19 protein-coding genes, 1 pseudogene and 1 riboswitch are annotated in these 20304 nt (G+C 61.6%); of the genes and pseudogenes, 5 read left to right on the forward strand and 15 right to left on the reverse strand.

What is annotated here, in order from left to right:
* Positions 1-364: 364 nt before the first annotated feature.
* The 9 genes from GGI60_RS17555 to soxR all read right to left on the reverse strand — a co-directional run bounded on the left by GGI60_RS17555 (position 365) and on the right by soxR (position 9392).
* Positions 365-610, reverse strand: coding sequence for a formate dehydrogenase subunit delta (locus GGI60_RS17555; RefSeq protein WP_183917228.1), 246 nt, complete (start codon positions 608-610; stop codon positions 365-367).
* Positions 600-1424, reverse strand: coding sequence for a formate dehydrogenase accessory sulfurtransferase FdhD (gene fdhD, locus GGI60_RS17560; protein WP_183917230.1), 825 nt, complete (start codon positions 1422-1424; stop codon positions 600-602). Before fdhD ends, GGI60_RS17555 begins: the two co-directional genes overlap by 11 nt.
* An 82-nt stretch (positions 1425-1506) precedes the next feature.
* Complete coding sequence (gene fdhF / locus GGI60_RS17565) at positions 1507-4386, reverse strand: formate dehydrogenase subunit alpha (protein ID WP_183917232.1); 2880 nt, start codon at positions 4384-4386, stop codon at positions 1507-1509.
* Positions 4387-4449: 63 nt separating this feature from the next.
* Positions 4450-6006, reverse strand: a complete 1557-nt coding sequence (locus GGI60_RS17570; RefSeq protein WP_183917234.1) for an NADH-quinone oxidoreductase subunit NuoF — start codon at positions 6004-6006, stop codon at positions 4450-4452.
* Positions 6003-6482 (reverse strand): formate dehydrogenase subunit gamma, encoded by a 480-nt coding sequence (locus GGI60_RS17575; protein ID WP_183917696.1) that lies wholly within the window; start codon positions 6480-6482, stop codon positions 6003-6005. The genes GGI60_RS17570 and GGI60_RS17575 overlap by 4 nt, the downstream gene beginning before the upstream one ends.
* Before the next feature lie 133 nt (positions 6483-6615).
* Entirely contained in the window at positions 6616-7509 is an 894-nt protein-coding gene (locus tag GGI60_RS17580; RefSeq protein WP_012485454.1) for a LysR family transcriptional regulator, read from the reverse strand.
* 76 nt (positions 7510-7585) lie between these two features.
* Positions 7586-7927, reverse strand: coding sequence for a helix-turn-helix transcriptional regulator (locus tag GGI60_RS17585; protein ID WP_183917236.1), 342 nt, complete (start codon positions 7925-7927; stop codon positions 7586-7588).
* Positions 7928-8029: 102 nt separating this feature from the next.
* Positions 8030-8800: an SDR family NAD(P)-dependent oxidoreductase gene (locus GGI60_RS17590; RefSeq protein ID WP_183917698.1), complete on the reverse strand. Its 771-nt coding sequence runs from the start codon at positions 8798-8800 to the stop codon at positions 8030-8032.
* A 121-nt stretch (positions 8801-8921) separates the two neighbouring features.
* Positions 8922-9392 carry a redox-sensitive transcriptional activator SoxR gene (soxR, locus tag GGI60_RS17595; protein WP_183917238.1) on the reverse strand — a complete coding sequence of 157 codons (471 nt, stop codon included), beginning with the start codon at positions 9390-9392 and terminating at the stop codon, positions 8922-8924.
* Positions 9393-9725: 333 nt separating this feature from the next.
* Positions 9726-9839, forward strand: a riboswitch (TPP riboswitch).
* A gap of 208 nt (positions 9840-10047) precedes the next feature.
* On the opposite strand from soxR, the gene GGI60_RS17600 reads away from it, so the two are divergent.
* The 5 genes and pseudogenes from GGI60_RS17600 (at position 10048) to GGI60_RS17620 (ending at position 14954) form a co-directional block, all read left to right on the forward strand.
* The gene (locus tag GGI60_RS17600; protein ID WP_183917700.1) at positions 10048-10854 is read left to right on the forward strand and encodes an ABC transporter permease; all 807 of its coding nucleotides are present in this window, start codon (positions 10048-10050) and stop codon (positions 10852-10854) included.
* Positions 10851-11662, forward strand: a pseudogene (locus tag GGI60_RS17605) (ABC transporter ATP-binding protein). Before GGI60_RS17600 ends, GGI60_RS17605 begins: the two are co-directional and overlap by 4 nt.
* A 68-nt stretch (positions 11663-11730) precedes the next feature.
* Entirely contained in the window at positions 11731-12741 is a 1011-nt protein-coding gene (locus GGI60_RS17610) for an ABC transporter substrate-binding protein (protein WP_183917242.1), read from the forward strand.
* A gap of 87 nt (positions 12742-12828) precedes the next feature.
* Positions 12829-14049 (forward strand): acyltransferase, encoded by a 1221-nt coding sequence (locus GGI60_RS17615; RefSeq protein WP_183917244.1) that lies wholly within the window; start codon positions 12829-12831, stop codon positions 14047-14049.
* 167 nt (positions 14050-14216) lie between these two features.
* Positions 14217-14954, forward strand: a complete 738-nt coding sequence (locus GGI60_RS17620) for a sugar transferase (RefSeq protein ID WP_183917246.1) — start codon at positions 14217-14219, stop codon at positions 14952-14954.
* 239 nt (positions 14955-15193) lie between these two features.
* On the opposite strand, the gene GGI60_RS17625 is transcribed toward GGI60_RS17620, so the two are convergent.
* From GGI60_RS17625 to GGI60_RS17650, 6 genes are read right to left on the reverse strand one after another with little or no spacing between them, the layout of a single operon-like run.
* Positions 15194-15601, reverse strand: a complete 408-nt coding sequence (locus GGI60_RS17625; RefSeq protein ID WP_010053653.1) for a F0F1 ATP synthase subunit epsilon — start codon at positions 15599-15601, stop codon at positions 15194-15196.
* A complete protein-coding gene (locus GGI60_RS17630; protein WP_183917248.1) occupies positions 15601-15840 on the reverse strand; it encodes a hypothetical protein in 240 nt (79 codons plus the stop codon). The genes GGI60_RS17625 and GGI60_RS17630 overlap by 1 nt, the downstream gene beginning before the upstream one ends.
* Positions 15840-17267 carry a F0F1 ATP synthase subunit beta gene (gene atpD / locus GGI60_RS17635; RefSeq protein ID WP_183917250.1) on the reverse strand — a complete coding sequence of 476 codons (1428 nt, stop codon included), beginning with the start codon at positions 17265-17267 and terminating at the stop codon, positions 15840-15842. The genes GGI60_RS17630 and atpD overlap by 1 nt, the downstream gene beginning before the upstream one ends.
* Positions 17268-17289: 22 nt before the next feature.
* Positions 17290-18174, reverse strand: a complete 885-nt coding sequence (locus GGI60_RS17640; protein ID WP_183917252.1) for a F0F1 ATP synthase subunit gamma — start codon at positions 18172-18174, stop codon at positions 17290-17292.
* 28 nt (positions 18175-18202) lie between these two features.
* On the reverse strand, positions 18203-19732 hold the full coding sequence (gene atpA / locus GGI60_RS17645) for a F0F1 ATP synthase subunit alpha (protein WP_183934842.1): 1530 nt from the start codon (positions 19730-19732) through the stop codon (positions 18203-18205).
* Positions 19732-20298 (reverse strand): F0F1 ATP synthase subunit delta, encoded by a 567-nt coding sequence (locus GGI60_RS17650; protein WP_183917702.1) that lies wholly within the window; start codon positions 20296-20298, stop codon positions 19732-19734. The genes atpA and GGI60_RS17650 overlap by 1 nt, the downstream gene beginning before the upstream one ends.
* Positions 20299-20304 lie beyond the last annotated feature (6 nt).

Genomic DNA, 20304 nt, shown 5'->3' on the forward strand with positions numbered 1-20304 from the left:
CCAATCTTCGGATTCCGCAATACATTCTTGACGCCATCTCCAGCGGGCTCACCGGCGCGGCATCTCGTTTCACGCGTCGCCAGGGCGCACGGCGCTGCCGCGGCAAGCGCCGACAGTTGGGAACAATTCTGATCCCAAGCTGCATCACGTTGAACGGACCCGCATCCTATAGAATCGATTCCGGGATTACGCCGTGGGACCTAAGATGAAGCGCGCCGGCGCATACCGCCTCGGCGCGCTTCAATCGGTTATCCGAACAACGCGAAGATCGTCCGTAGCGTCACCCATACACCCCAGAGATCTAAATTTTGCGGGAATGCGAAAGGCAGCATGCTGCTGCCTCCGCAGGCATGAGCCAGTTGGATTACCGGATCCGGTGTGTTTCCGCCGCCGGTTTGCGGATCAGGGGAGCGGCCTGCAGCACGAGGGCATCCAAGCCGTTTTCCTCCTTTTCCAGAATTTCGAACAATTGCCGCCGCATACGCGGCTCCCAAAATTTGTTGATATGGTTGGCGACCCCCTCAGCGGCCTCGCTGGCCGGCTGGCTCTTGAAGAAGGTGGCGATCTGGTTTGCCATATAGACGAGTTTGGTCTTGGTATCATGCGACATCGGCAATGCTTCCGGGCGAGATGCGGTGCGGGTGAGTGAAAATCTCGAAGTCCTCGCCGCGCACCAGGGCGACGAGCGTCATGCCGGCCTTTTCGGCCGTGCGGATGGCAAGAGCCGTGGGCGCTGAAATGGCGATGAGCACGGGGGAGCCGAGGATCGCCGCCTTCTGCACCATCTCGACCGAAAGCCGGCTGGTAACGGCGACGGCGCCGCTCCCGCCGTTTTCGCCCGCGCGGATAACGGCGCCGCAAAGTTTGTCCAGCGCATTGTGCCGGCCGACATCTTCGCGCACGGCAATCAGACCTCTATCGGGAAGATAGAAGGCGGCGCCATGCACCGCCCGTGTCTCGCGATGCAGCGGCTGTGCCTCGCTCAGAAGCGAAACGGCGCGCACGATATTGGCATGCGAGAGCGACAGCGGTGACGTCGAGACATCCGGCACCGGCCGCACTGCCTGTTCGATCGATTCGATGCCGCAGAGCCCGCAGCCGACCGGCCCCGCCATGCTGCGGCGCCGCGCCCGCAGCCGATCGGCGACGTCGTCGACAAGGTTGACCTGCACGTCGATCCCCCGCTCGCCCGCAACGACCTCGATGCCCGATATCTCCGCCCGCTCGGCGATGATCCCTTCGGTCAGGCTGAAGCCGACGGCAAAATCTTCGAGATCGGCGGGCGTCGCCATCATCACCGCATGCGAGCTGCCGCCATAGGAAAAGGCGATCGGCACTTCTTCCGGCACGATACGAGAGCCGCTGTGCATCAGGCCGTTGCGGCGCGCGGTTTCGGGGGCGTGAGCGGTGGTGGGGAAAGTCATGGCTTACGCGCCCTCATCCGCCCTTTAGGCACCACCCGGGGCTCGAGCCGCCGGCCGACAACGCCGAACCGTACCGCCATCGTCACTCCGCAGCCTCGAGCTTGCCGGCGATGCGGCGCGATTGCCGTGCCTGCTCATCATATTCCATCTGCCAGTCGCTCGGCCCGTTGGAAGGCGAGACCTGCACCGCCGTCACCTTATATTCCGGGCAATTCGTCGCCCAGTCGGAAAAGTCGGTGGTAATGACGTTCGCCTGCGTATTGGGATGATGGAAGGTCGTATAGACGACGCCGGGCGCTACGCGATCGGTGATCAGCGCCCGGAGCGTCGTGTCGCCGGAGCGGCTCATGAGCTTCACCCAGTCGCCGTCGCGGACGCCGCGCTGTTCGGCATCGTGCGGATGGATTTCCAGCCGGTCTTCCGCATGCCAGACGACATTCTCTGTCCGCCGCGTTTGCGCCCCGACATTGTACTGGCTGAGGATGCGGCCGGTGGTGAGCAGTAGCGGGAAGCGCGGGCCGGTGCGTTCATCGGTCGCTACATATTCGGTGCGGATGAACTTGCCCTTGCCGCGCACGAAGCCGTTGACATGCATGATCGGCGAGCCGAGCGGGTTCTTCTCGTTGCAGGGCCACTGCACCGAGCCCAGCTTGTCGAGATAGTCGTAGGAGATCAACGCGAAACTCGGCGTCGTCGCGGCAATCTCGTCCATGATTTCCGACGGATGGCTGTAGTTCCAGCCGAGTCCCATCGTCTGGGCAAGCTTCTGCGTCACCTCCCAGTCGCCATAACCGTTGCGCGGCGACATCACCTTACGCACGCGATTGATGCGCCGCTCGGCATTGGTGAAGGTGCCGTCCTTCTCGAGGAAGGTCGAGCCCGGCAGAAAGACATGGGCGTAGTTGGCGGTCTCGTTGAGGAACAGGTCCTGAACGACGACGCATTCCATCGCCGCCAGCCCGGCCGCGACATGTTTGGTATCGGGATCGGACTGGAGAATGTCCTCACCTTGGACGTAGAGGCCCTTGAACGAGCCGTCGACCGCCGCATCCAGCATGTTGGGAATGCGCAGGCCCGGCTCGTTGTCGAGCTTCACACCCCAGAGCTTTTCGAAGATGTCGCGCGTCGCATCGTCGGAAATGTGCCGGTAGCCCGGCAGCTCGTGCGGGAAAGAACCCATGTCGCAGGAGCCTTGCACGTTGTTCTGGCCGCGCAGCGGATTCACGCCGACGCCGGGACGGCCGATGTTGCCGGTCGCCATCGCCAGATTGGCGATCGCGATGACCGTGGTCGAACCCTGGCTGTGTTCGGTGACGCCGAGACCGTAATAGATCGCGCCGTTGCCGCCCTTGGCATAGAGCCTTGCCGCGCCGCGCAGATCCGCCGCCGGCACGCCGGTGAAGATCTCGGTCTCTTCGGGGCTGTGCGCCGGTTCAGCGACGAAGGCCGCCCAGTCCTCGAATTCCGACCAATCGCAGCGCTCGCGGATGAAGGTCTCGTCATACAGGCCTTCGGTGACGATCACATGTGCAAGCGCCGTCATCACGGCCACATTGGTGCCGGGCTTCAGTGGCAGATGATAGGAAGCCTCAACATGCGGCGACCGGACGATATCGGTGCGGCGCGGATCGATGACGATGAGCTTGGCCCCCTGGCGCAGCCGCTTCTTCAGCCGTGAAGCGAACACCGGATGGCCGTCGGTCGGGTTGGCGCCGATGATGACGACGACATCGGACTGTTCGACGCTGTCGAAATTCTGCGTGCCGGCCGAGGTGCCGAATGTCTGGCCGAGGCCGTAGCCGGTTGGCGAGTGGCAGACGCGGGCGCAGGTATCGACATTGTTGTTGCCGAAACCGGCACGGACCAGCTTCTGCACCAGATAGGTTTCCTCGTTGGTGCAGCGCGACGAGGTGATGCCGCCGATCGCCTCGCGACCATACTGGTACTGGATGCGGCGGAACTCCGACGCCACATGCGCGAAGGCCTCGTCCCAGCTCACCTCGCGCCAGGGATCGCTGACCTTTTCGCGAATCATCGGGTTGAGGATGCGTTCCTTGTGGTTGGAATAACCGTAAGCGAAGCGACCCTTGACGCAGGAATGCCCGCGATTGGCCTGGCCGTCCTTCCAGGGAACCATGCGCACCAGCTCCTCGCCGCGCATTTCCGCCTTGAAGGAACAGCCGACGCCGCAATAGGCGCAGGTGGTGATGGCCGAATGCTCGGGCTGGCCGATCGCTATCACCGACTTCTCGGTCAGCGTCGCCGTTGGGCAGGCCTGGACGCAGGCCCCGCAGGAGACACATTCGGAATCGATGAAGGCTTCATGCGCACCCGCGGAAACCTTGGAGCCGAAACCGCGCCCCTCGATCGTCAGCGCGAAGGTGCCTTGCACCTCCTCGCAGGCGCGCACGCAGCGCGAACAGACGATGCACTTGGAGGGATCAAAGGTGAAATAGGGATTGGACTCGTCCTTCGGCGCCCATTTCAGATTGATCTCGCCATTGTTGCGCGCCCTGACATGGTTGTCGCCGTCATAGCCGTAGCGCACGTCGCGCAGGCCGACGGCGCCTGCCATGTCCTGCAATTCGCAATCGCCGTTGGCAGCACAGGTCAGACAGTCGAGCGGGTGGTCGGATATGTAGAGTTCCATCACGCCGCGGCGGACATCCTTCAGCCGATCCGTCTGCGTGTGCACCACCATATTGGCCGCCACCGGCGTCGTGCAGGAGGCCGGCAGGCCGGCCCGGCCCTCGATCTCGACGAGACAGAGCCGGCAGGAGCCGAAGGCTTCCATCATGTCGCTGGCGCAGAGCTTCGGCACGGTGATGCCTGCCTCCATCGAGGCGCGCATGATCGACGTGCCCTCCGGCACGATGATCTGCTGCCCGTCGATGGTCAGCGTCACCATGGTTTCCGATTTCGAAGCGGGAGTGCCGTAGTCGATTTCATGGATGAGAGACATGGTCGGCCTCCTGTATGGACGTGGAAATGAGCAATTCGCAGGAAGTTAACGGGTGGAAAGTCATCACTCAGCCGCCTCCGCGATCGGCGCCGGCGAAAAATCCTCCGGGAAATGCGTCATCGCGCTCATGACGGGATAGGGCGTGAATCCGCCGAGCGCGCAGAGCGAGCCCAATTTCATCGTGTTGCAGAGATCGGCCAGCAGCGCTCGGTTCTTCTCCGGCTCGATGCCATGTGCGATCTTGTCGGCCGTCTCAACGCCGCGCGTCGAGCCGATGCGGCAGGGGGTGCACTTGCCGCAGCTTTCGACGGCGCAGAATTCCATGGCGAAACGCGCCTGTTTCAGCATATCGGCGGTGTCGTCGAAGACAACGATGCCGGCATGGCCGATCAGCCCGTCCCTGGCGGCGAAGGCTTCGTAATCGAACGGCGTGTCGAACAGCGCCCGCGGGAAATAGGCCCCGAGTGGCCCGCCGACCTGCACGGCCTTGACCGGCCGTCCCGTCGCCGTACCACCGCCGATCCTGTCGACGATATCGCCGAGCGAAAGACCGAAGGCTGTCTCATAAAGACCGCCATATCTGATATTGCCGGCGATCTGCAGCGGGATGGTGCCGCGTGACCGGCCCATGCCGAAATCGCGATAGAAGGCGGCGCCCTTCTCCATGATTACCGGCACGGAAGCGAGCGAGATCACGTTGTTGATGACGGTCGGACAGTTGAACAGTCCCTTATGCGCCGGCAGTGGCGGTTTGGCACGCACGACGCCGCGCTTGCCTTCGAGGCTGTTCAAAAGGGCCGTCTCCTCGCCGCAAACATAGGCGCCGGCGCCGGTGCGCACTTCGATATCGAAAGCGCGGCCCGAGCCGAGTACCGACGGGCCAAGAATCCCAGCCTGTCGCGCGATGCCGACGGCCTCGCTCATCGCAGCAATCGCATGCGGATATTCCGAACGCGTGTAGATGAAGCCCTTCGTGGCGCCGGTCGCAAGTCCTGATATCGCCATGCCTTCGATCAGCACGAAGGGATCACCCTCCATGATCATCCGGTCGGCAAAGGTGCCGCTGTCGCCCTCATCGGCATTGCAGACGATATATTTGCGCTCGCCGGCCGCATCGAGAACGGTCTTCCACTTGATGCCGGTGGGGAAACCCGCGCCGCCGCGTCCACGCAGGCCGGAATCGGTGACTTCCTGGACGATTTCGGCGGGCGCCATCGAAACGGCGCGGCGGAGGCCGGCAAGGCCGCCATGCGCCTCATAATCCGAAAGCGAGAGCGGATCGATAACGCCGCAGCGGGCGAATGTCAGGCGGGTCTGTTGCTTCAGGAACGGGAGGTCTTCAACCTCCCCGAGACAGAGGGGGTGATCGCCGCCGTTGACGATCCCGGCGTCGAAAAGACCGGACACATCCTTTGTCTTCACCGGTCCGTAGCCGATGCGCTTGCCGGCAAGCTCGACCTCGACCAGCGGCTCCAGCCAGAACATTCCGCGCGAGCCGTTGCGCACGATCTCGGCATCGAGGCCGCGGGCGACGATCTCCTGGGCAATCGCCTTTGCCACCTTTTCGGCCCCGAGCGCCAGCGCAGCGGCATCGCGCGGAACATATATCTTGACTGTCATCGGCGCGCCTCCGCAACGAGTTCTGTCGCCATCTGATCGTCGACCCGGCCATACACCTCGCCGTCGAGCATTGCCGACGGCGCGCAGGCGCAGAGCCCGAGGCAGTAGACGGCCTCCAGCGTCACGCTGCCGTCCAGCGTCGTCTGGTGAAAATCGATGCCGAGCAGCGCCTTGATGCGCTCAGCCAGCGCGTCACCACCCATCGACTGACAGGCCTCGGCGCGACAGAGCTTCAGCACATGCCGCCCAGCGGGGTGGTCGCGATAATCGTGATAAAAGGTCATCACGCCATGCACCTCGGCACGCGAAAGGTTCAGTTCCTCCGCGATCACGGGCAGGGCTTGCTGCGGCACATAGCCGAATTCCTGCTGAACTTGATGAAGAATGGGAAGCAGCGGCCCTTCAAGGAAGCGAAGGTCGGCGACAATGGAACGCGTGCGCGCTGCGATATCGCCTTCGGCGATATGGATGGTCATAAGGCAGCCCTCCCAGCCGCTGGCTCGTTGCGGAATGGCGCCCTCCCCAGCATGAGGCCATTCGTCATACAGCATCTCAGGGAAGCCGTTGCCGATCAATAAAGCTATCTCGTGGATTGATAGGTTTTTTCTATCAGAGCTCTTCATCGCGCACGAGCACGCGCGCTTCATGCAGCAAGGCAGACACGAGCGGCGTGAAAGGCTCGCGGTAGGGCGCGACGAGGCCGACCAGATGGTGGGCCTCCGGCTCAACGATCGGAATCATTCGGATTTCTATTGGGAATCCAAATGATTTCGCGACGTTGCGCGGCATGATGCTTGCCCAGCGTCCGGTTCTGACATGCGAGAACAGCACGATCATCGAGTTGGATTCGAGTGTTGGATGCACCGTGGCCCCGGCTTCCGTCAAGTGGCGGTTGATGATGCGTCGGTTCTGCATGTCAGCGGTCAATAGACAAAGCCGAAGATCGCCGACCTCCTTCCAGGTCACACTGTCGCGATCAGATAGCGGGCTGCCCGCAGCCGTGATCAGATGATAGCGCTCGGCATAGAGGGGAACACTGGTGACACGCCCGAGCGGCTCATTTTCAAGATAGGTGATACCGGCGTCGATCTCGAGATTTTCGAGCATGCTCAGCACCTGCAGCGAATTACGCGAGACGATCGAGAAGGTGACGCCGGGATGTCGTTCCTGAAAGGGCGTGGTGATGCGCGAAAGCATGGCCAGGGCCGTCGGAATGGCGGCGAGACGAATGTGGCCGGAAAGACCGCGCCGCGCCGCGCGCATTTCCTCGCGCATGGTGCGGGCATCGCCGACGATGCGCCGCGCCCATTCGAGCACACGCTGCCCCTCCGGCGTCAGCCCCTGAAACCTCGACCCGCGCTGCACCAGCATGACGCCGAGCTGATCCTCCAGCTGGCGGATGGCGGCCGAGAGCGTCGGCTGCGAAATCCCGCATTCCTCCGCAGCGCGGCCGAAATGCTTTTCATTGGCAAGCGCGATGAAGAATTCCAGCTTGTCGATCATGCGGTCTCCCGACCCGGTATGACAGCATCCGGATCCAGCCCATCTTCTGCGCAGCCACCGTGCGACCAGTCATGCTTTAACCGTTTTCGACAGCCGGAAAAAGATCGAACAGCGATTCGAGGAAGGCAGGCACGCTGAGATTGCCGATACTGTAATAGACCAGCCTGCCCTGACGGCGCGTATTGACCAGCCCTTCGAGCCTCAGACGCGCGAGCTGTTGCGAGACCATTGCCTGTTGTATGCCGAGAATGCTCTCGATTTCACCCACCGTCCGCTCCTCACTCGCGAGGATGCAGAGGATCAGAAGTCGGCTCTGATGTGCCAGCGCCTTCAGCAGATCGCTCGCTTCATGGGCTTTTGCAGCGAGTTTCTGCAATTCCTGGCCGGTCATCCCCGGCTCCGGTTTAGGCAACGGCATTCGGCATCTCGGAAGGGAAGCAAAAGGTAGATCAGCACAATAGCATATTCGCACAAGCGAATTCGTCAAATGTGATGAAATGCCAAAAAAGGTCCAAGTAAATCAGCAGATAAGCTGACCGCCATTGATCTCGAGGACTTGGCCCGTAATGTATCCGGAGAGAGAAGGAGCCGCGAGGAACAGATAGGCGGGAGCGCAATCCTCGGCCGTGCCGAGCCGTTGCAAGGGAATGGATTTTCTCGTCTGCTCCAGCTTTTCGCGGGAGGAATAGCGCTCATGGAAATCCGTCTCGATCGTTCCCGGCGAGACGCAATTGACCCGGATGCCATCCGGCGCCAGCTCACGGGCAAGCGCCTTGGAATAGGTGGAAACAAAGGCTTTCGAGGCCGAATAGACCGAAGAACCGGGACTGCCGCCGGTCAGCGCTGAAATCGAAACCGTGTTGACGATGGCCGCGCCTTCCGCCGCTTTCAATGCCGGCAACAGCGCCCGGGTCAGCGCCACCACCGACGTCTGGTTCAGCCGTACGATCGCTTCATAGTCTGCGTCGGTCAGCGTCGCAGCCGGAAAACGGCCGAGCATGGTGCCGGCATTATTGACGAGCACATGCACCTTGTCGAAGAAGGCGAGAGCGTCCTCCGCAAATTGCGCAGCGCCGCCGGCGGCGGTGAAATCGGCGTTCAGCAACAGCGCCCGTCTTTCCGATTCAGCCGTAAGCAGGAAATCCGGCAGATCCCGTCCCGGTTTGCGCCCGGTATGGACGATCACCTTCGCGCCGCAGTCCAGGAACTGCCGGGCCACCTCGAGGCCGATGCCCCGCCCGGCGCCGGTGACGACGACATTGCGATTTTCAAATAGTCTCGGATGGAACACGAAGCCGTCCTCCTCGCGGACGATGCCGCCGGTTGCGTCATTCGCCCTTAACATATGAACGCGCCGGCCGAAAGAAAGGCACGCATCGATCTTTCCGCCGCAGGAGAGAGCTCCGGGAGGCTCAGCTTTCGTTCTCGCTCTCCAGAAGCCGCGCACCCGGCCCTTCCTCGCCAAGCCGATCGCAGGGATTGCGCAAGGGGCAGCTTTCGATCGACAGACAGCCGCAGCCGATGCAGCCAGTCAGACGGTCTCTCAGCAGGCTGAGGCGTCTGATTCGCTCGTCGAGTTCATTCTTCCAGCGCCCTGACAGCGTCTGCCAGTCGGCAACCGTCGGTGTGCGCCCCTGCGGCAGGGAGGCAAACGCCGTCTGGATTTCCGAAAGCGGAATGCCGACACGTTGCGCCACCTTGATGATGCCGAGCCGGCGAAGCACGTCACGTCCGTAACGCCGCTGATTGCCGCGCGTTCGGATGCTGGAGATCAACCCCTTGGCCTCATAGAAATGCAACGCCGAGACGGCAAGACCGCTGCGTTCCGCCACCTCGCCGACCGTCAAAAGCCTGCCGAGCGGCGTAACGGTGATCGTATCCATCGCCTCTTGACCTCAATATTAGTTGAGGTTGTATAACGCCTGCTCCCCCAAGCGTAAAGCCCAGGTGCAGGAAGGAGCGACAGTGAGATCACCCGGTCGATAACGGACTGAAATCATGGCGCCGGCATTTGCCACTCTCGCGACGACCGCGTCCTGCCGATATAGCGGCCTGAGACGAGCTCCGGTTCCGTTCCCGGCAGGTACGGGACCTCGGAAAACACCCGGGCAGGACTCCGCCCGGGTGTTTTTTCGCGTTCGCGGTTCGGTTCCGACCAGACGGACGGGGTGTGTGATTTTGCGGTTGCGGTAAGAACACCCCGATGATAGTTTCCGCTGAAATAACAGGGGAGCTCCGTGTCGCCGGGGCTGAGATGAGAAGCGCAAGCCTCCGGACCCTTCAAAGCTGATCTGGGTAATGCCAGCGGAGCGAGGTTCAGATGTTTTCCGGCGCACAAGTGTCATCCTTTACGATATCCGGCAGTCTCGCCGGCACCATTCCCGATGTCTTCGACAGGTTTGCGCATCTGCGACGCCGCGCGATTTTTCAAGTGCGCCAAGGGCGCCGCGGCACCTTGAATTGCTGCGTGGTTTTATCCTTGGATCGATTCCGACCTGAAGAAGCATGCAGCCGGACGAAAGCCTGAAATCGACGCTGATGACATCGCCACCCCCATCGGATTCGCGTCTTGCCGCGCTCGGTGCCGCCCTGTACCGGGCGATCCCCGCCCTGCTCGCCGGCTTTGCCTTTCTGGCCGCATGGGAACTTTATGTCGATCTCTCCGGCATTAAACCGTCCATCCTGCCGGCGCCTTCGCGCATCCTGAACCAGGGCTGGCTGAACCGCGAAGCGTTGATGTCTAACACCTGGCCGACGCTCGGCGCCACACTCGGCGGCTTCGCCCTGTCGCTCGCCTTCGCTTTCGTCTCGTCGATCCTGATGGATTTCATGCCCTTCATGCGCCGGGCATTGCTGCCGATCTTCATTGCCAGCCAGACCCTGCCGCTGGTGGCGATCGCGCCCCTCGTCGTCCTCTGGTTCGGTTTCGGCCTGTTGCCGAAGATATTGCTGGTGGCGCTCGTCACCTTCTTCCCGCTGCTCGTCGCTTTGCTGAAGGGTTATGAGGCGACCGACCGCGACATCGCTGAACTCTTGAACTCGATGAAGGCAAGCCGCTGGTGCATTTTCCGCCTGGCCCGGCTTCCCTCCTCGCTACCCTATTTCTTCGCCGGCCTCAGGATCTCGATCACCTATGCCGTCGTTGGCGCGATCTTTGCCGAATATGCGGGAGCCGCGCGCGGCCTCGGCATCTATATCCTCAACGCCAAGAATAATTTCCGGCCGGATCTGGTCCTCGCAGCCGTCGTTGTCAGCGCCGTGCTGACACTCTGCCTCTTCGGAGTGACGCTGATGATCGAGCGCCTCGTCATGCCGTGGCAACCGTCCGGGGAGCACCGTCGATGACCGCTGAACTGGTCGAACTGCGCAAGATTTCGAAATCCTTCGACGGCATGCAGGTGCTCGGCGACATTTCGCTCGCTGTCGCAAGCGGCGAGTTCGTCTCGATCGTCGGCCCCTCCGGCTCCGGAAAATCGACGGTGCTCCGATTGCTGACCCAGGCGCTTCGACCCGATTCAGGCGCCTTGCTCTTCAAGGGCGCCCCGCTGGAACAGGCGCCGCATTCTTTTGCCTTCATGCCGCAACGCGATGCGCTGATGCCCTGGCGCCGGATCATCGACAATGCCGCCCTCGGCTTGGAGGTGGGCGGCATGAGCCGCCGCGACGCCCGCGCCACCGTGGCGCCGCTGTTCGAGCATTTCGGCCTTGCCGGCTTCGAACACCATTATCCCGCCGAACTCTCCGGCGGCATGCGCCAGCGCGCCGCGCTGTTGCGCACCGTCGTCCAGAGCCAGGACATGTTGCTGCTCGACGAGCCTTTCGGCGCGCTGGATGCGTTGACACGCACGCAAATCCAGGAATGGCTGCAGGGCATGTGGACGCAACATCGCTGGACGGCCTTGCTGATCACCCACGATGTTCGCGAGGCGGTGTTCCTCTCCGACCGGATCTACGTGCTATCGGCCCGCCCGGCGCGTATCATCCGCCAATTCCGCGTTCCCCTGCCCCGCCCGAGAAGCATCGCCGATCTCGGCTCGCCGGCGGCCCAGGCGATCGAGACCGAAATCCTGCAAACCCTGCTTCATCCGCTAGAACAGGATGATTTTAGGCCGGTCGGCCTAAATCAGAATCCTGTTCCAATTTAAAGAGTTAAAGCATGATGTCGTCCGAAGACCGCTCACACTTTTCGGCACCATGCTCTTAAGACCTGAGGAGGTCACCATGCTGCTTCTCACCCGTCGACAGACGATCCTCGCCGCCCTCGCGACAAGCCTCGCCGGCCGCACAGCCCTCGCCCAGTCGGCGTCGGCAAAGGTTCGCATTGCGCTCGACTGGACGCCCAACACCAACCATATCGGCATCTATGTCGCCAAGGCGAAGGGCTTCTATGCAGCCGCCGGCCTCGACGTCGAAATTCTACCCTTTACCGACACCAGCGCCGGCACGCTGGTGTCGAACGGGGTCGCCGATTTCGGCATCAGCAGCGAGATCGAGGCCATGACGCAGCGCGCCGGCGGCGGTGACGTGAAGATGGTCTACGGCGTCGTCCAGACCGAAACCGCGCGCCTGATCTACAAGGGCGGACGCGACGACATCAAGAGCCCTAAAGATCTCGATGGCAAGACCTATGGCGGCTTTGGCGGCACCTGGGAGAGCGCCCTGATTTCCGCGATGATCCGCAACGACGGTGGCACGGGCGACGTCAAGACCGTCACCCTCGGCACTTCCGCCTACGAGGCGCTGGACAATGGCTCGGTCGATTTCACGCTGGAGATCTACACCTGGGAAGGCATCGCCGCCGAGCTGGAAAACCGCAAGCTCGGCCGCTTCCGCTATTCCGATTATGGCATTCCCGACGAGCAGACGACCGTCATCGTTTCCAGCGACGCCTATCTCGCGGTGAGCCGGGAACACGCCCGCGCCTTCATCCAGGCCACGCGCCAGGGTTATGCCTATTCCGTCGATCATCCTGACGAAGCCTGCGACCTGCTGATTTCCAACAGCAACGGTGCTCTGATGAATACGGAACTGGTAAAGGCGTCCCAGAAGGCATTGATCGACGGGCATTTCCTCAAATCCGAGGCCGGCGTGATCGGCACAATCGACCCGGCGAAGGCCGATGCCATCGGCGCCTTCCTGCTCGACAACGGCATCCTGGTCGATGCGAATGGCGCAGCACTCAAGGAGAAGCCGGACTTTTCCACCTATTATACCAACGAACTCCTCGGCTGAACCCGCCCGGCCTTGCCCGCCGCAGCGTTCCACGGCAAGCTTTGGATCGAGACGGTTTGAGCCTGATCGGGCAGGGTGGGGAATAACATGCGACCACAGGAGAGACTGGTCGGAGCGGACTTTCTGCGCGCGACAGCCTGCCTGCTGGTGCTTGCTCATCATCTCGCGCTCCGGCTGGATATGCGCCGAATTCCCGATGAATTGGCGTCGACGGCGCACATCCTCCGCTTCGGCAATTTCGGCGTCGCCATTTTCTTCGTGCTCAGCGGCTTTCTTCTGGCCCGTCCCTTCTGGCGCGCGCTCGATGGCGGCAGCGACATGCCGAGCCTCGGGACCTACGCCATCCGCAGGGCCGCACGCATTGCCCCCGGCTTCTGGGTCGCCGCCACCGTCAGCTTCGTTGTCAGCCTGACGCTGCTTGCCGTGCCGCTGACACCAGAGCTTGCGCTTCGCTACGTTGCCGGACTGCTGTTCATGAGCCAATGGCATTGGCGCACGTTTTTTCCTGTCGAAGCCGACGGACCGCTCTGGTCCATCCCCTTCGAGGTCACCAGCTATGTGCTCCTGCCGGCCTGCTTTCTCCTCCTGTTTCGCCTGCCGCGGGTGCGGCAGCGCCGGTTGCTGGCCCGTTCCGCCTGGCTCTGCGTCATTGCCGTCGTCCTCATTGCCCATCTGGCAATCCTGAAACTCTTTGCGCTCGACGACATCGGGCGCGGCTGGGCCTATGGCCTGCAGGGCGGGGCGAAGGAATGGATGCCCAACTACAATCCGATCGGCTTCTTCGCGGTCTTCGCGCTCGGCGCGCTTGCCGCCGGCATCGACGTCATGCTGCCTGCAAGGCACTCCTTCTGGTTCGATGCCGCAGCGCTTCTCGCCTTTTCGATTGCCGGCTACCGCCTCGCCATATCGCCCGGCGGTTCGGCCGAGGGGTACGGCTCGCTCGACATACCCTACGGATTTCCCGTCTTTCCGCTGGCGATCGCAACCGCGCTCGTATCGCTCTGCCATTCGCATCGCCTGGGCAGGCTGCTCGACAATGCTCCCGTCCGCTACGTCGCCAAGATCTCGTTCGGCATTTATATCTGGCAGGAGATCATCCTGACATTGATCCAGAGACTCGACCCCAGTTCGTTCGGCGCCTCCTCGGACAATGTCGTTACCGGCTGGCTGCAATCCTGCGGGCTGACAATGGTGCTCGTCCTTCTGGTGGCAACTCTCAGCCATCACCTGCTGGAACGACCGGCGATCGACTTGGGAAACCGTCTGACATCGCACTCACCCGATCGGGCTACTCCTTTTAAAGTATAAATTCGTTTCCACTTCAACTACAGGCATTAAGGTTAACAGGGAATACTCCCATTTTTGGTGTCTTTAGGGTTAGCAATTTCTTATTTAACCCGATGACAAACCTTACGTGAGCATGTATTTGTCTCCCTACAGTTCAGTATTGCATCTAAACTTACGGGCCTTGTGTAATGAATGCTTTTACTTCGAAGACGAATTCACGCTTCGATCCGTCTCAGCGTCAGATCAAAATCAGGACCCTGGTCATAGCGAACTCCAACATTCGCCAGCCGGAGAGCTTTTCCAATGGCGAAGAAAAGGCGACGCTGCGATTGGCCGTGAAACGGCTGATCGACATCGTCATCTCGGCCAACGCTCTCCTCGTGCTGGCGCCGCTTTTTCTGGCGATCGCTCTTTTCATCAAGCTCGACGATGGCGGTCCGGTGTTCTTCCGCCAGATCCGCTGGGGGCTGAACGGCCGGAAGATCAACGTCTTCAAATTCCGCTCGATGCGGGCGGAGGTTTGCGATCCCAGCGGCGTCCAGCAGACTGTCAAGGGCGACGCCAGGATGACCGGCATCGGCGCAATGCTCCGCAGGACCAATATCGACGAACTGCCGCAGCTCCTGAACGTCCTCAAGGGCGAGATGTCCCTGGTTGGCCCACGCTGCCATGCCATCAACATGCGCGCAGCCGGCAGGCTCTACGAGGAAGTGGTGCCGAACTACCACCATCGACACATCATGCGCCCCGGCATCACCGGTCTCGCGCAAACACGCGGCTGGCGCGGCCCGACGACAAGGCCGCTGGAAGCCCGGGCCCGAATCGCCTGTGATATCTATTATGTCAGGAATTTCAGCCTGCTGCTCGACCTGAAGATCCTGTTCAAGACACTGATCATCGAGCTGCGCGGCGGCACCGGCTTCTGAGACGCTGCGGCAAAACTGCGGCTGCATAATCCGTCAGCGGCGCAGGCCGCTGCAAAAGATTGTAGCCACTTTTGGAGTTTTCCCTGAGCTGACTGAAGCCGTCTGTTTGCCCAACCGAAACAGCCGGCCGCGTTCGTTTGAAGCCGCATGACAACGCTGTTGTCCGTACTCAAGGAAGAAGCCAGACACAAAAAAGGCGGGCCTTTGAGGCCGCCTTTCAATGAAGCTGTCGTACCCGGTCAGTCCTGCTGGACAATGCCGCGCAGATGCGTCAGTTCCATGATGAAATGCTCGAGCTTCGACTTGTGCTCGTGCAGCTCGGCATGTTCGAGCTCCTTGCGGGCAGCCTCGATACGACGGGTGAGCTCGTCCTTATGAAGTTCCTCGACCGGAACGGCGGATTCGGCAAGCAAAGTGCAGCCTGTCGGCAGGATATCGGCAAAACCGCCGAACACCACGTAGTCCTGCTTCTTGCCGGAAGCCGAACGCACGCTCACCACACCCGGCTTGATGGTCGTCATCGTCGGCGCGTGGTGCGCCATGACGGTCATCTCGCCCTCGGTCGCGGGAATGACGACCTCGGTCACCATCTCCGACAGCAGCAGACGCTCCGGCGAAACGAGCTCAAAGTTGAAATTGTCAGCCATCAGTGACTTACCTTCTCGGCTATGGCTTTTGCATCTTGCAATTTGGTCCCGCAGAACGGGCAGTGCAGTATCGCCTGGTCGAGATATTCGAGGCCCTCCTCGGTCTGAACCAACCCCACGACCATCATGATCACGCCGTTATCGGCACGGTAGACGGTGGGTGCTGCCGGTTCCGGAAGTTCCGCCACGACCCCTTTCAGGGAGTCGCAGCAGAATATCTCGTCCTGAGCATCGCTCATCAGGCAGCCGCGAGCTTCTTGGCCTTCTCGACAGCTTCGTCCATCGAGCCGACCATATAGAAGGCGGCTTCCGGCAGGTGGTCGTATTCGCCGTTGACGAGACCCTTGAAGCCCTTGATCGTGTCTTCGAGGGCAACGAGCTTGCCCGGCGAACCGGTGAAGACTTCGGCGACGAAGAACGGCTGCGAGAGGAAGCGCTCGATCTTGCGGGCGCGGGCAACGGCGATCTTGTCCTCTTCGGAGAGCTCGTCCATGCCTAGGATGGCGATGATATCCTGCAGGGCCTTGTAGCGCTGCAGCGTCGACTGAACCTTACGAGCGACTTCATAGTGCTCTTCGCCGACGACCATCGGGTCGAGCATGCGTGAGGTGGAGTCGAGCGGGTCGACGGCCGGGTAGATGCCCTTTTCGGCGATCGAGCGCGACAGAACGGTCGTTGCGTCAAGGTGGGCGAACGAGGTTGCCGGCGCCGGGTCGGTCAAGTCGTCGGCCGGAACGTAGATGGCCTGCACCGAGGTGATCGAACCCGTGGTCGTCGTGGTGATGCGCTCCTGCATCTGGCCCATGTCGGTTGCCAGCGTCGGCTGATAGCCCACGGCCGAAGGAATACGGCCGAGCAGAGCCGACACTTCCGAACCTGCCTGCGTGAAGCGGAAGATGTTGTCGACGAAGAACAGAACGTCCTGGCCCTGGTCGCGGAAATGTTCTGCGACGGTCAGACCGGTCAGAGCGACGCGAGCACGCGCGCCCGGCGGTTCGTTCATCTGGCCGTAAACGAGCGCAGCCTTGGAGCCTTCGCCGCCGCCATGCTTGTTGACGCCCGATTCGATCATTTCATGGTAGAGGTCGTTGCCTTCGCGGGTACGTTCACCCACGCCTGCGAAAACCGAGTAACCACCGTGCGCCTTGGCGACGTTGTTGATCAGTTCCATGATCAGAACGGTCTTGCCGACGCCGGCGCCGCCGAACAGGCCGATCTTGCCGCCCTTTGCGTAAGGCGCAAGAAGGTCGACGACCTTGATGCCGGTGACGAGGATCTGCGCTTCCGTGGACTGCTCGACGTAAGCCGGAGCGTCCTGGTGGATGGCGCGCCTGTGAGCCGTGGTCAGCGGACCTGCTTCGTCGACCGGCTCGCCGATGACGTTCATGATGCGGCCGAGCGTTTCATCACCGACAGGAACCGAGATCGGGGCGCCAGTATCGACGACCTGCTGGCCGCGGACGAGACCTTCGCTCGAGTCCATGGCGATGGTGCGGACTTCGTTTTCGCCCAGATGCTGAGCGACTTCGAGAACCAGGCGGTTGCCGTTGTTGTCGGTTTCAAGCGCGTTCAAAATCGCCGGCAGTTCGCCTTCGAAAGCGACGTCGACGACGGCGCCGATAACCTGGGTGACTTTGCCGACAGAGCGGGTAGCTGCCTCAGCCATATTCTTACCCTCTTTCCCTAACTCAGAGCGCTTCCGCGCCCGAAATGATTTCAATCAGTTCCTTGGTGATCTGAGCCTGACGCTGACGGTTGTAGCTCAGCGTCAGCTTGTTGATCATCTCACCGGCATTGCGCGTCGCATTGTCCATAGCGCTCATCTTGGCGCCCATCTCGCCCGCGACGTTCTCAAGGAGAGCACGGAAGATCTGGACGGAGATGTTGCGCGGGATCAGATCGTTGAGGATCGACGCCGGATCCGGCTCGTATTCGTAGACGGCACCGGCATGGGCGGCATCTTCGGCAACGGCCTCGGGAGCCTTGGCCGGGATGAGCTGCTGCACGGTCGGAACCTGGCTGATCACCGACTTGAACTCGGAATAGAACAGCGTGCAGACGTCGAACTCACCGGCGGCGAACATGTCGATGATGCGCTTGCCGATCTGGTCGGCATTTTCGAAACCGATCTTCTTGACTTCGCGCAGTTCCTTGCGCTCGATGATCAGCGAAGCATATTCACGGCGCAGGATGTCGTAGCCCTTCTTGCCGACGGTGAAGATCTTCACCGTCTTGCCTTCGGCCAGCAGCTTGCGGACATGGTCACGCGCAAAGCGCGCAATCTGCGAGTTGAAACCGCCGCAAAGACCGCGCTCCGCCGTGCAGACCACCAGCAGATGGACCTGGTCCTTGCCGGTGCCGGTCATCAGCGCCGGCGCGCCGTCCGCATCGGTGACGGCCTTGGCGATGTTCGCCAGAACCGCACCCATGCGCTGCGAATAGGGCCGGGCGGCCTCGGCCGCCTCCTGCGCACGCCGAAGCTTCGCCGCGGCGACCATTTTCATCGCCTTGGTGATCTTCTGCGTCGCCTTGACGGAGGCGATCCGGTTTTTCAGATCCTTAAGTGAAGGCATCCGTGATCCGTCCTAACTTAGGGCCTGATTACGAGAAAGACTTTGCGAAGCTATCGAGAGCAGCGGTGAGCTTGCCCCTGGTATCGTCGCTGATAGCCTTTTCCGTGCGGATCGCGTCGAGGATGGCGGAGCCTTCCGAACGCAGATAGGACAACAGGCCCTGTTCGAACTTGCCGACCGATGCGACCGGCAGCTTGTCGAGGTAACCGTTGACGCCTGCGAAGATCACGGCGACCTGCTCTTCCGTCTTCAGCGGCGAGAACTGCGGCTGCTTCAGGAGCTCGGTCAGGCGTGCGCCGCGGTTCAGCAGGCGCTGCGTCGCAGCGTCGAGGTCCGAACCGAACTGGGCGAAGGCGGCCATTTCGCGATACTGGGCGAGCTCGCCCTTGATCGAGCCGGCAACCTGCTTCATGGCCTTGATCTGAGCCGAAGAACCGACGCGGGAAACCGACAGACCGACGTTAACGGCCGGACGGATACCCTGGTAGAATAGGTCGGTTTCAAGGAAGATCTGGCCGTCGGTGATGGAGATAACGTTGGTCGGAATGAAGGCGGAAACGTCGTTGCCCTGCGTTTCGATGACAGGCAGAGCGGTCAGCGAACCGGCGCCCTTGTCGTCGTTCATCTTGGCTGCGCGCTCGAGGAGGCGCGAGTGCAGGTAGAAAACGTCGCCCGGATAGGCTTCGCGGCCCGGCGGGCGGCGCAGCAGCAGCGACATCTGGCGGTAGGACACGGCCTGCTTGGACAGATCGTCATAGCCGATCAGCGCATGCATGCCGTTGTCGCGGAAATATTCGCCCATGGCGCAGCCGGCGAACGGAGCCAGGAACTGCATCGGCGCCGGATCGGAAGCCGTGGCGGCAACGATGATGGAGTACTTCAGTGCCCCGCGCTCTTCGAGAACCTTGACGAACTGGGCAACGGTGGAGCGCTTCTGACCGACGGCAACGTAAACGCAGTAAAGCTTCTCGCCTTCCGGACCATTGTCGTGAATGGCCTTCTGGTTGAGGAAGGCGTCGAGCAGGATGGCGGTCTTGCCGGTCTGGCGGTCGCCGATGACGAGCTCGCGCTGGCCGCGGCCGACCGGGATCAGCGCATCGATGGCCTTGAGGCCGGTCGACATCGGCTCATGAACCGACTTGCGCGGAATGATGCCGGGTGCCTTGACGTCGACGCGCGAACGGCGGGTCGCATTGATCGGGCCCTTGCCGTCGATCGGGTTGCCGAGCGCGTCGACGACGCGGCCGAGTAGTTCCGGACCGACCGGAACGTCAACGATGGCGCCAGTCCGCTTGACGGTGTCGCCTTCCTTGATGTCACGGTCGGAGCCGAAAATAACGACACCGACGTTGTCGGATTCAAGGTTCAGGGCCATGCCGCGGATGCCGCCGGGGAACTCGACCATTTCACCAGCCTGGACATTGTCCAGACCGTAAACGCGAGCAATACCGTCACCGACGGAGAGAACCTGGCCGACTTCCGAGACTTCTGCCTCTTTGCCGAAATTTTTGATCTGGTCTTTGAGAATTGCGGAAATTTCCGCGGCGCGGATATCCATCAGCCAACCTCTTTCAATGCGAGCTTAAGGGTAGAGAGTTTGGTACGAAGAGACGTATCAATCTGACGGGACCCGACCTTCACGATCAGACCACCAAGAATTGACGGATCAACCGTGACTGAGATCGTCACGTCTTTGCCGGTGACGCTCTTGAGTGCCGCCTTCAATTCGGTTTCCTGCGCCTGGGAGAGCGCATGCGCCGAGGTGACCTCGGCGGAGATTTCACCGCGATGATTCGCGGCGATGAGACGGAAGGCCCTGATCATGCCCGGCAGGGCGAACAGGCGGCGGTTGCGCGCCACGACCTTCAGAAAATTGGCGAAGAAACCGCTGATGCCGGCCCTCTCGCTGATGGCGACAATCGCCTTCAACTGGTCCTCAGCGGAAAAAACCGGGCTTGCGACGAAGCGCTTCAGTTCGGCGCTCTCATCCAGCATCGCCTGGAAACGGTCGAGATCGGCGGTGACGCTGTCGACGACGCCCTGTTCGAGCGCCAGCTCGAAAAGCGACGAGGCATAGCGCTCGGCAACACCAGAAGTAAGCTGGGACGTGTCTGCCACTGGCACAAATTT

It is taken from the genome of Rhizobium lentis (assembly GCF_014200175.1).
In the GTDB taxonomy this organism is placed as follows: Bacteria; Pseudomonadota; Alphaproteobacteria; order Rhizobiales; family Rhizobiaceae; genus Rhizobium; species Rhizobium mulingense.

What these genes read in the sequence shown, in the direction of transcription:
- GGI60_RS17555 (WP_183917228.1), bottom strand. Translation starts at nt 610, where the DNA reads ATGTCGCATGATACCAAGACCAAACTCGTCTATATGGCAAACCAGATC.
- GGI60_RS17575 (WP_183917696.1), bottom strand. Translation starts at nt 6,482, where the DNA reads ATGACCATCCATATCGCCGAAGGCGATATCGCAGCGCGCACGCGTTCC.
- GGI60_RS17570 (WP_183917234.1), bottom strand. Translation starts at nt 6,006, where the DNA reads ATGACAGTCAAGATATATGTTCCGCGCGATGCCGCTGCGCTGGCGCTC.
- soxR (WP_183917238.1), bottom strand. Translation starts at nt 9,392, where the DNA reads ATGGATACGATCACCGTTACGCCGCTCGGCAGGCTTTTGACGGTCGGC.
- atpA (WP_183934842.1), bottom strand. Translation starts at nt 19,732, where the DNA reads ATGGATATCCGCGCCGCGGAAATTTCCGCAATTCTCAAAGACCAGATC.
- fdhD (WP_183917230.1), bottom strand. Translation starts at nt 1,424, where the DNA reads ATGACTTTCCCCACCACCGCTCACGCCCCCGAAACCGCGCGCCGCAAC.
- fdhF (WP_183917232.1), bottom strand. Translation starts at nt 4,386, where the DNA reads ATGTCTCTCATCCATGAAATCGACTACGGCACTCCCGCTTCGAAATCG.
- GGI60_RS17625 (WP_010053653.1), bottom strand. Translation starts at nt 15,601, where the DNA reads ATGGCTGACAATTTCAACTTTGAGCTCGTTTCGCCGGAGCGTCTGCTG.
- GGI60_RS17620 (WP_183917246.1), top strand. Translation starts at nt 14,217, where the DNA reads ATGAATGCTTTTACTTCGAAGACGAATTCACGCTTCGATCCGTCTCAG.
- GGI60_RS17615 (WP_183917244.1), top strand. Translation starts at nt 12,829, where the DNA reads ATGCGACCACAGGAGAGACTGGTCGGAGCGGACTTTCTGCGCGCGACA.
- GGI60_RS17580 (WP_012485454.1), bottom strand. Translation starts at nt 7,509, where the DNA reads ATGATCGACAAGCTGGAATTCTTCATCGCGCTTGCCAATGAAAAGCAT.
- GGI60_RS17630 (WP_183917248.1), bottom strand. Translation starts at nt 15,840, where the DNA reads ATGAGCGATGCTCAGGACGAGATATTCTGCTGCGACTCCCTGAAAGGG.
- atpD (WP_183917250.1), bottom strand. Translation starts at nt 17,267, where the DNA reads ATGGCTGAGGCAGCTACCCGCTCTGTCGGCAAAGTCACCCAGGTTATC.
- GGI60_RS17600 (WP_183917700.1), top strand. Translation starts at nt 10,048, where the DNA reads ATGACATCGCCACCCCCATCGGATTCGCGTCTTGCCGCGCTCGGTGCC.
- GGI60_RS17610 (WP_183917242.1), top strand. Translation starts at nt 11,731, where the DNA reads ATGCTGCTTCTCACCCGTCGACAGACGATCCTCGCCGCCCTCGCGACA.
- GGI60_RS17585 (WP_183917236.1), bottom strand. Translation starts at nt 7,927, where the DNA reads ATGCCGTTGCCTAAACCGGAGCCGGGGATGACCGGCCAGGAATTGCAG.
- GGI60_RS17640 (WP_183917252.1), bottom strand. Translation starts at nt 18,174, where the DNA reads ATGCCTTCACTTAAGGATCTGAAAAACCGGATCGCCTCCGTCAAGGCG.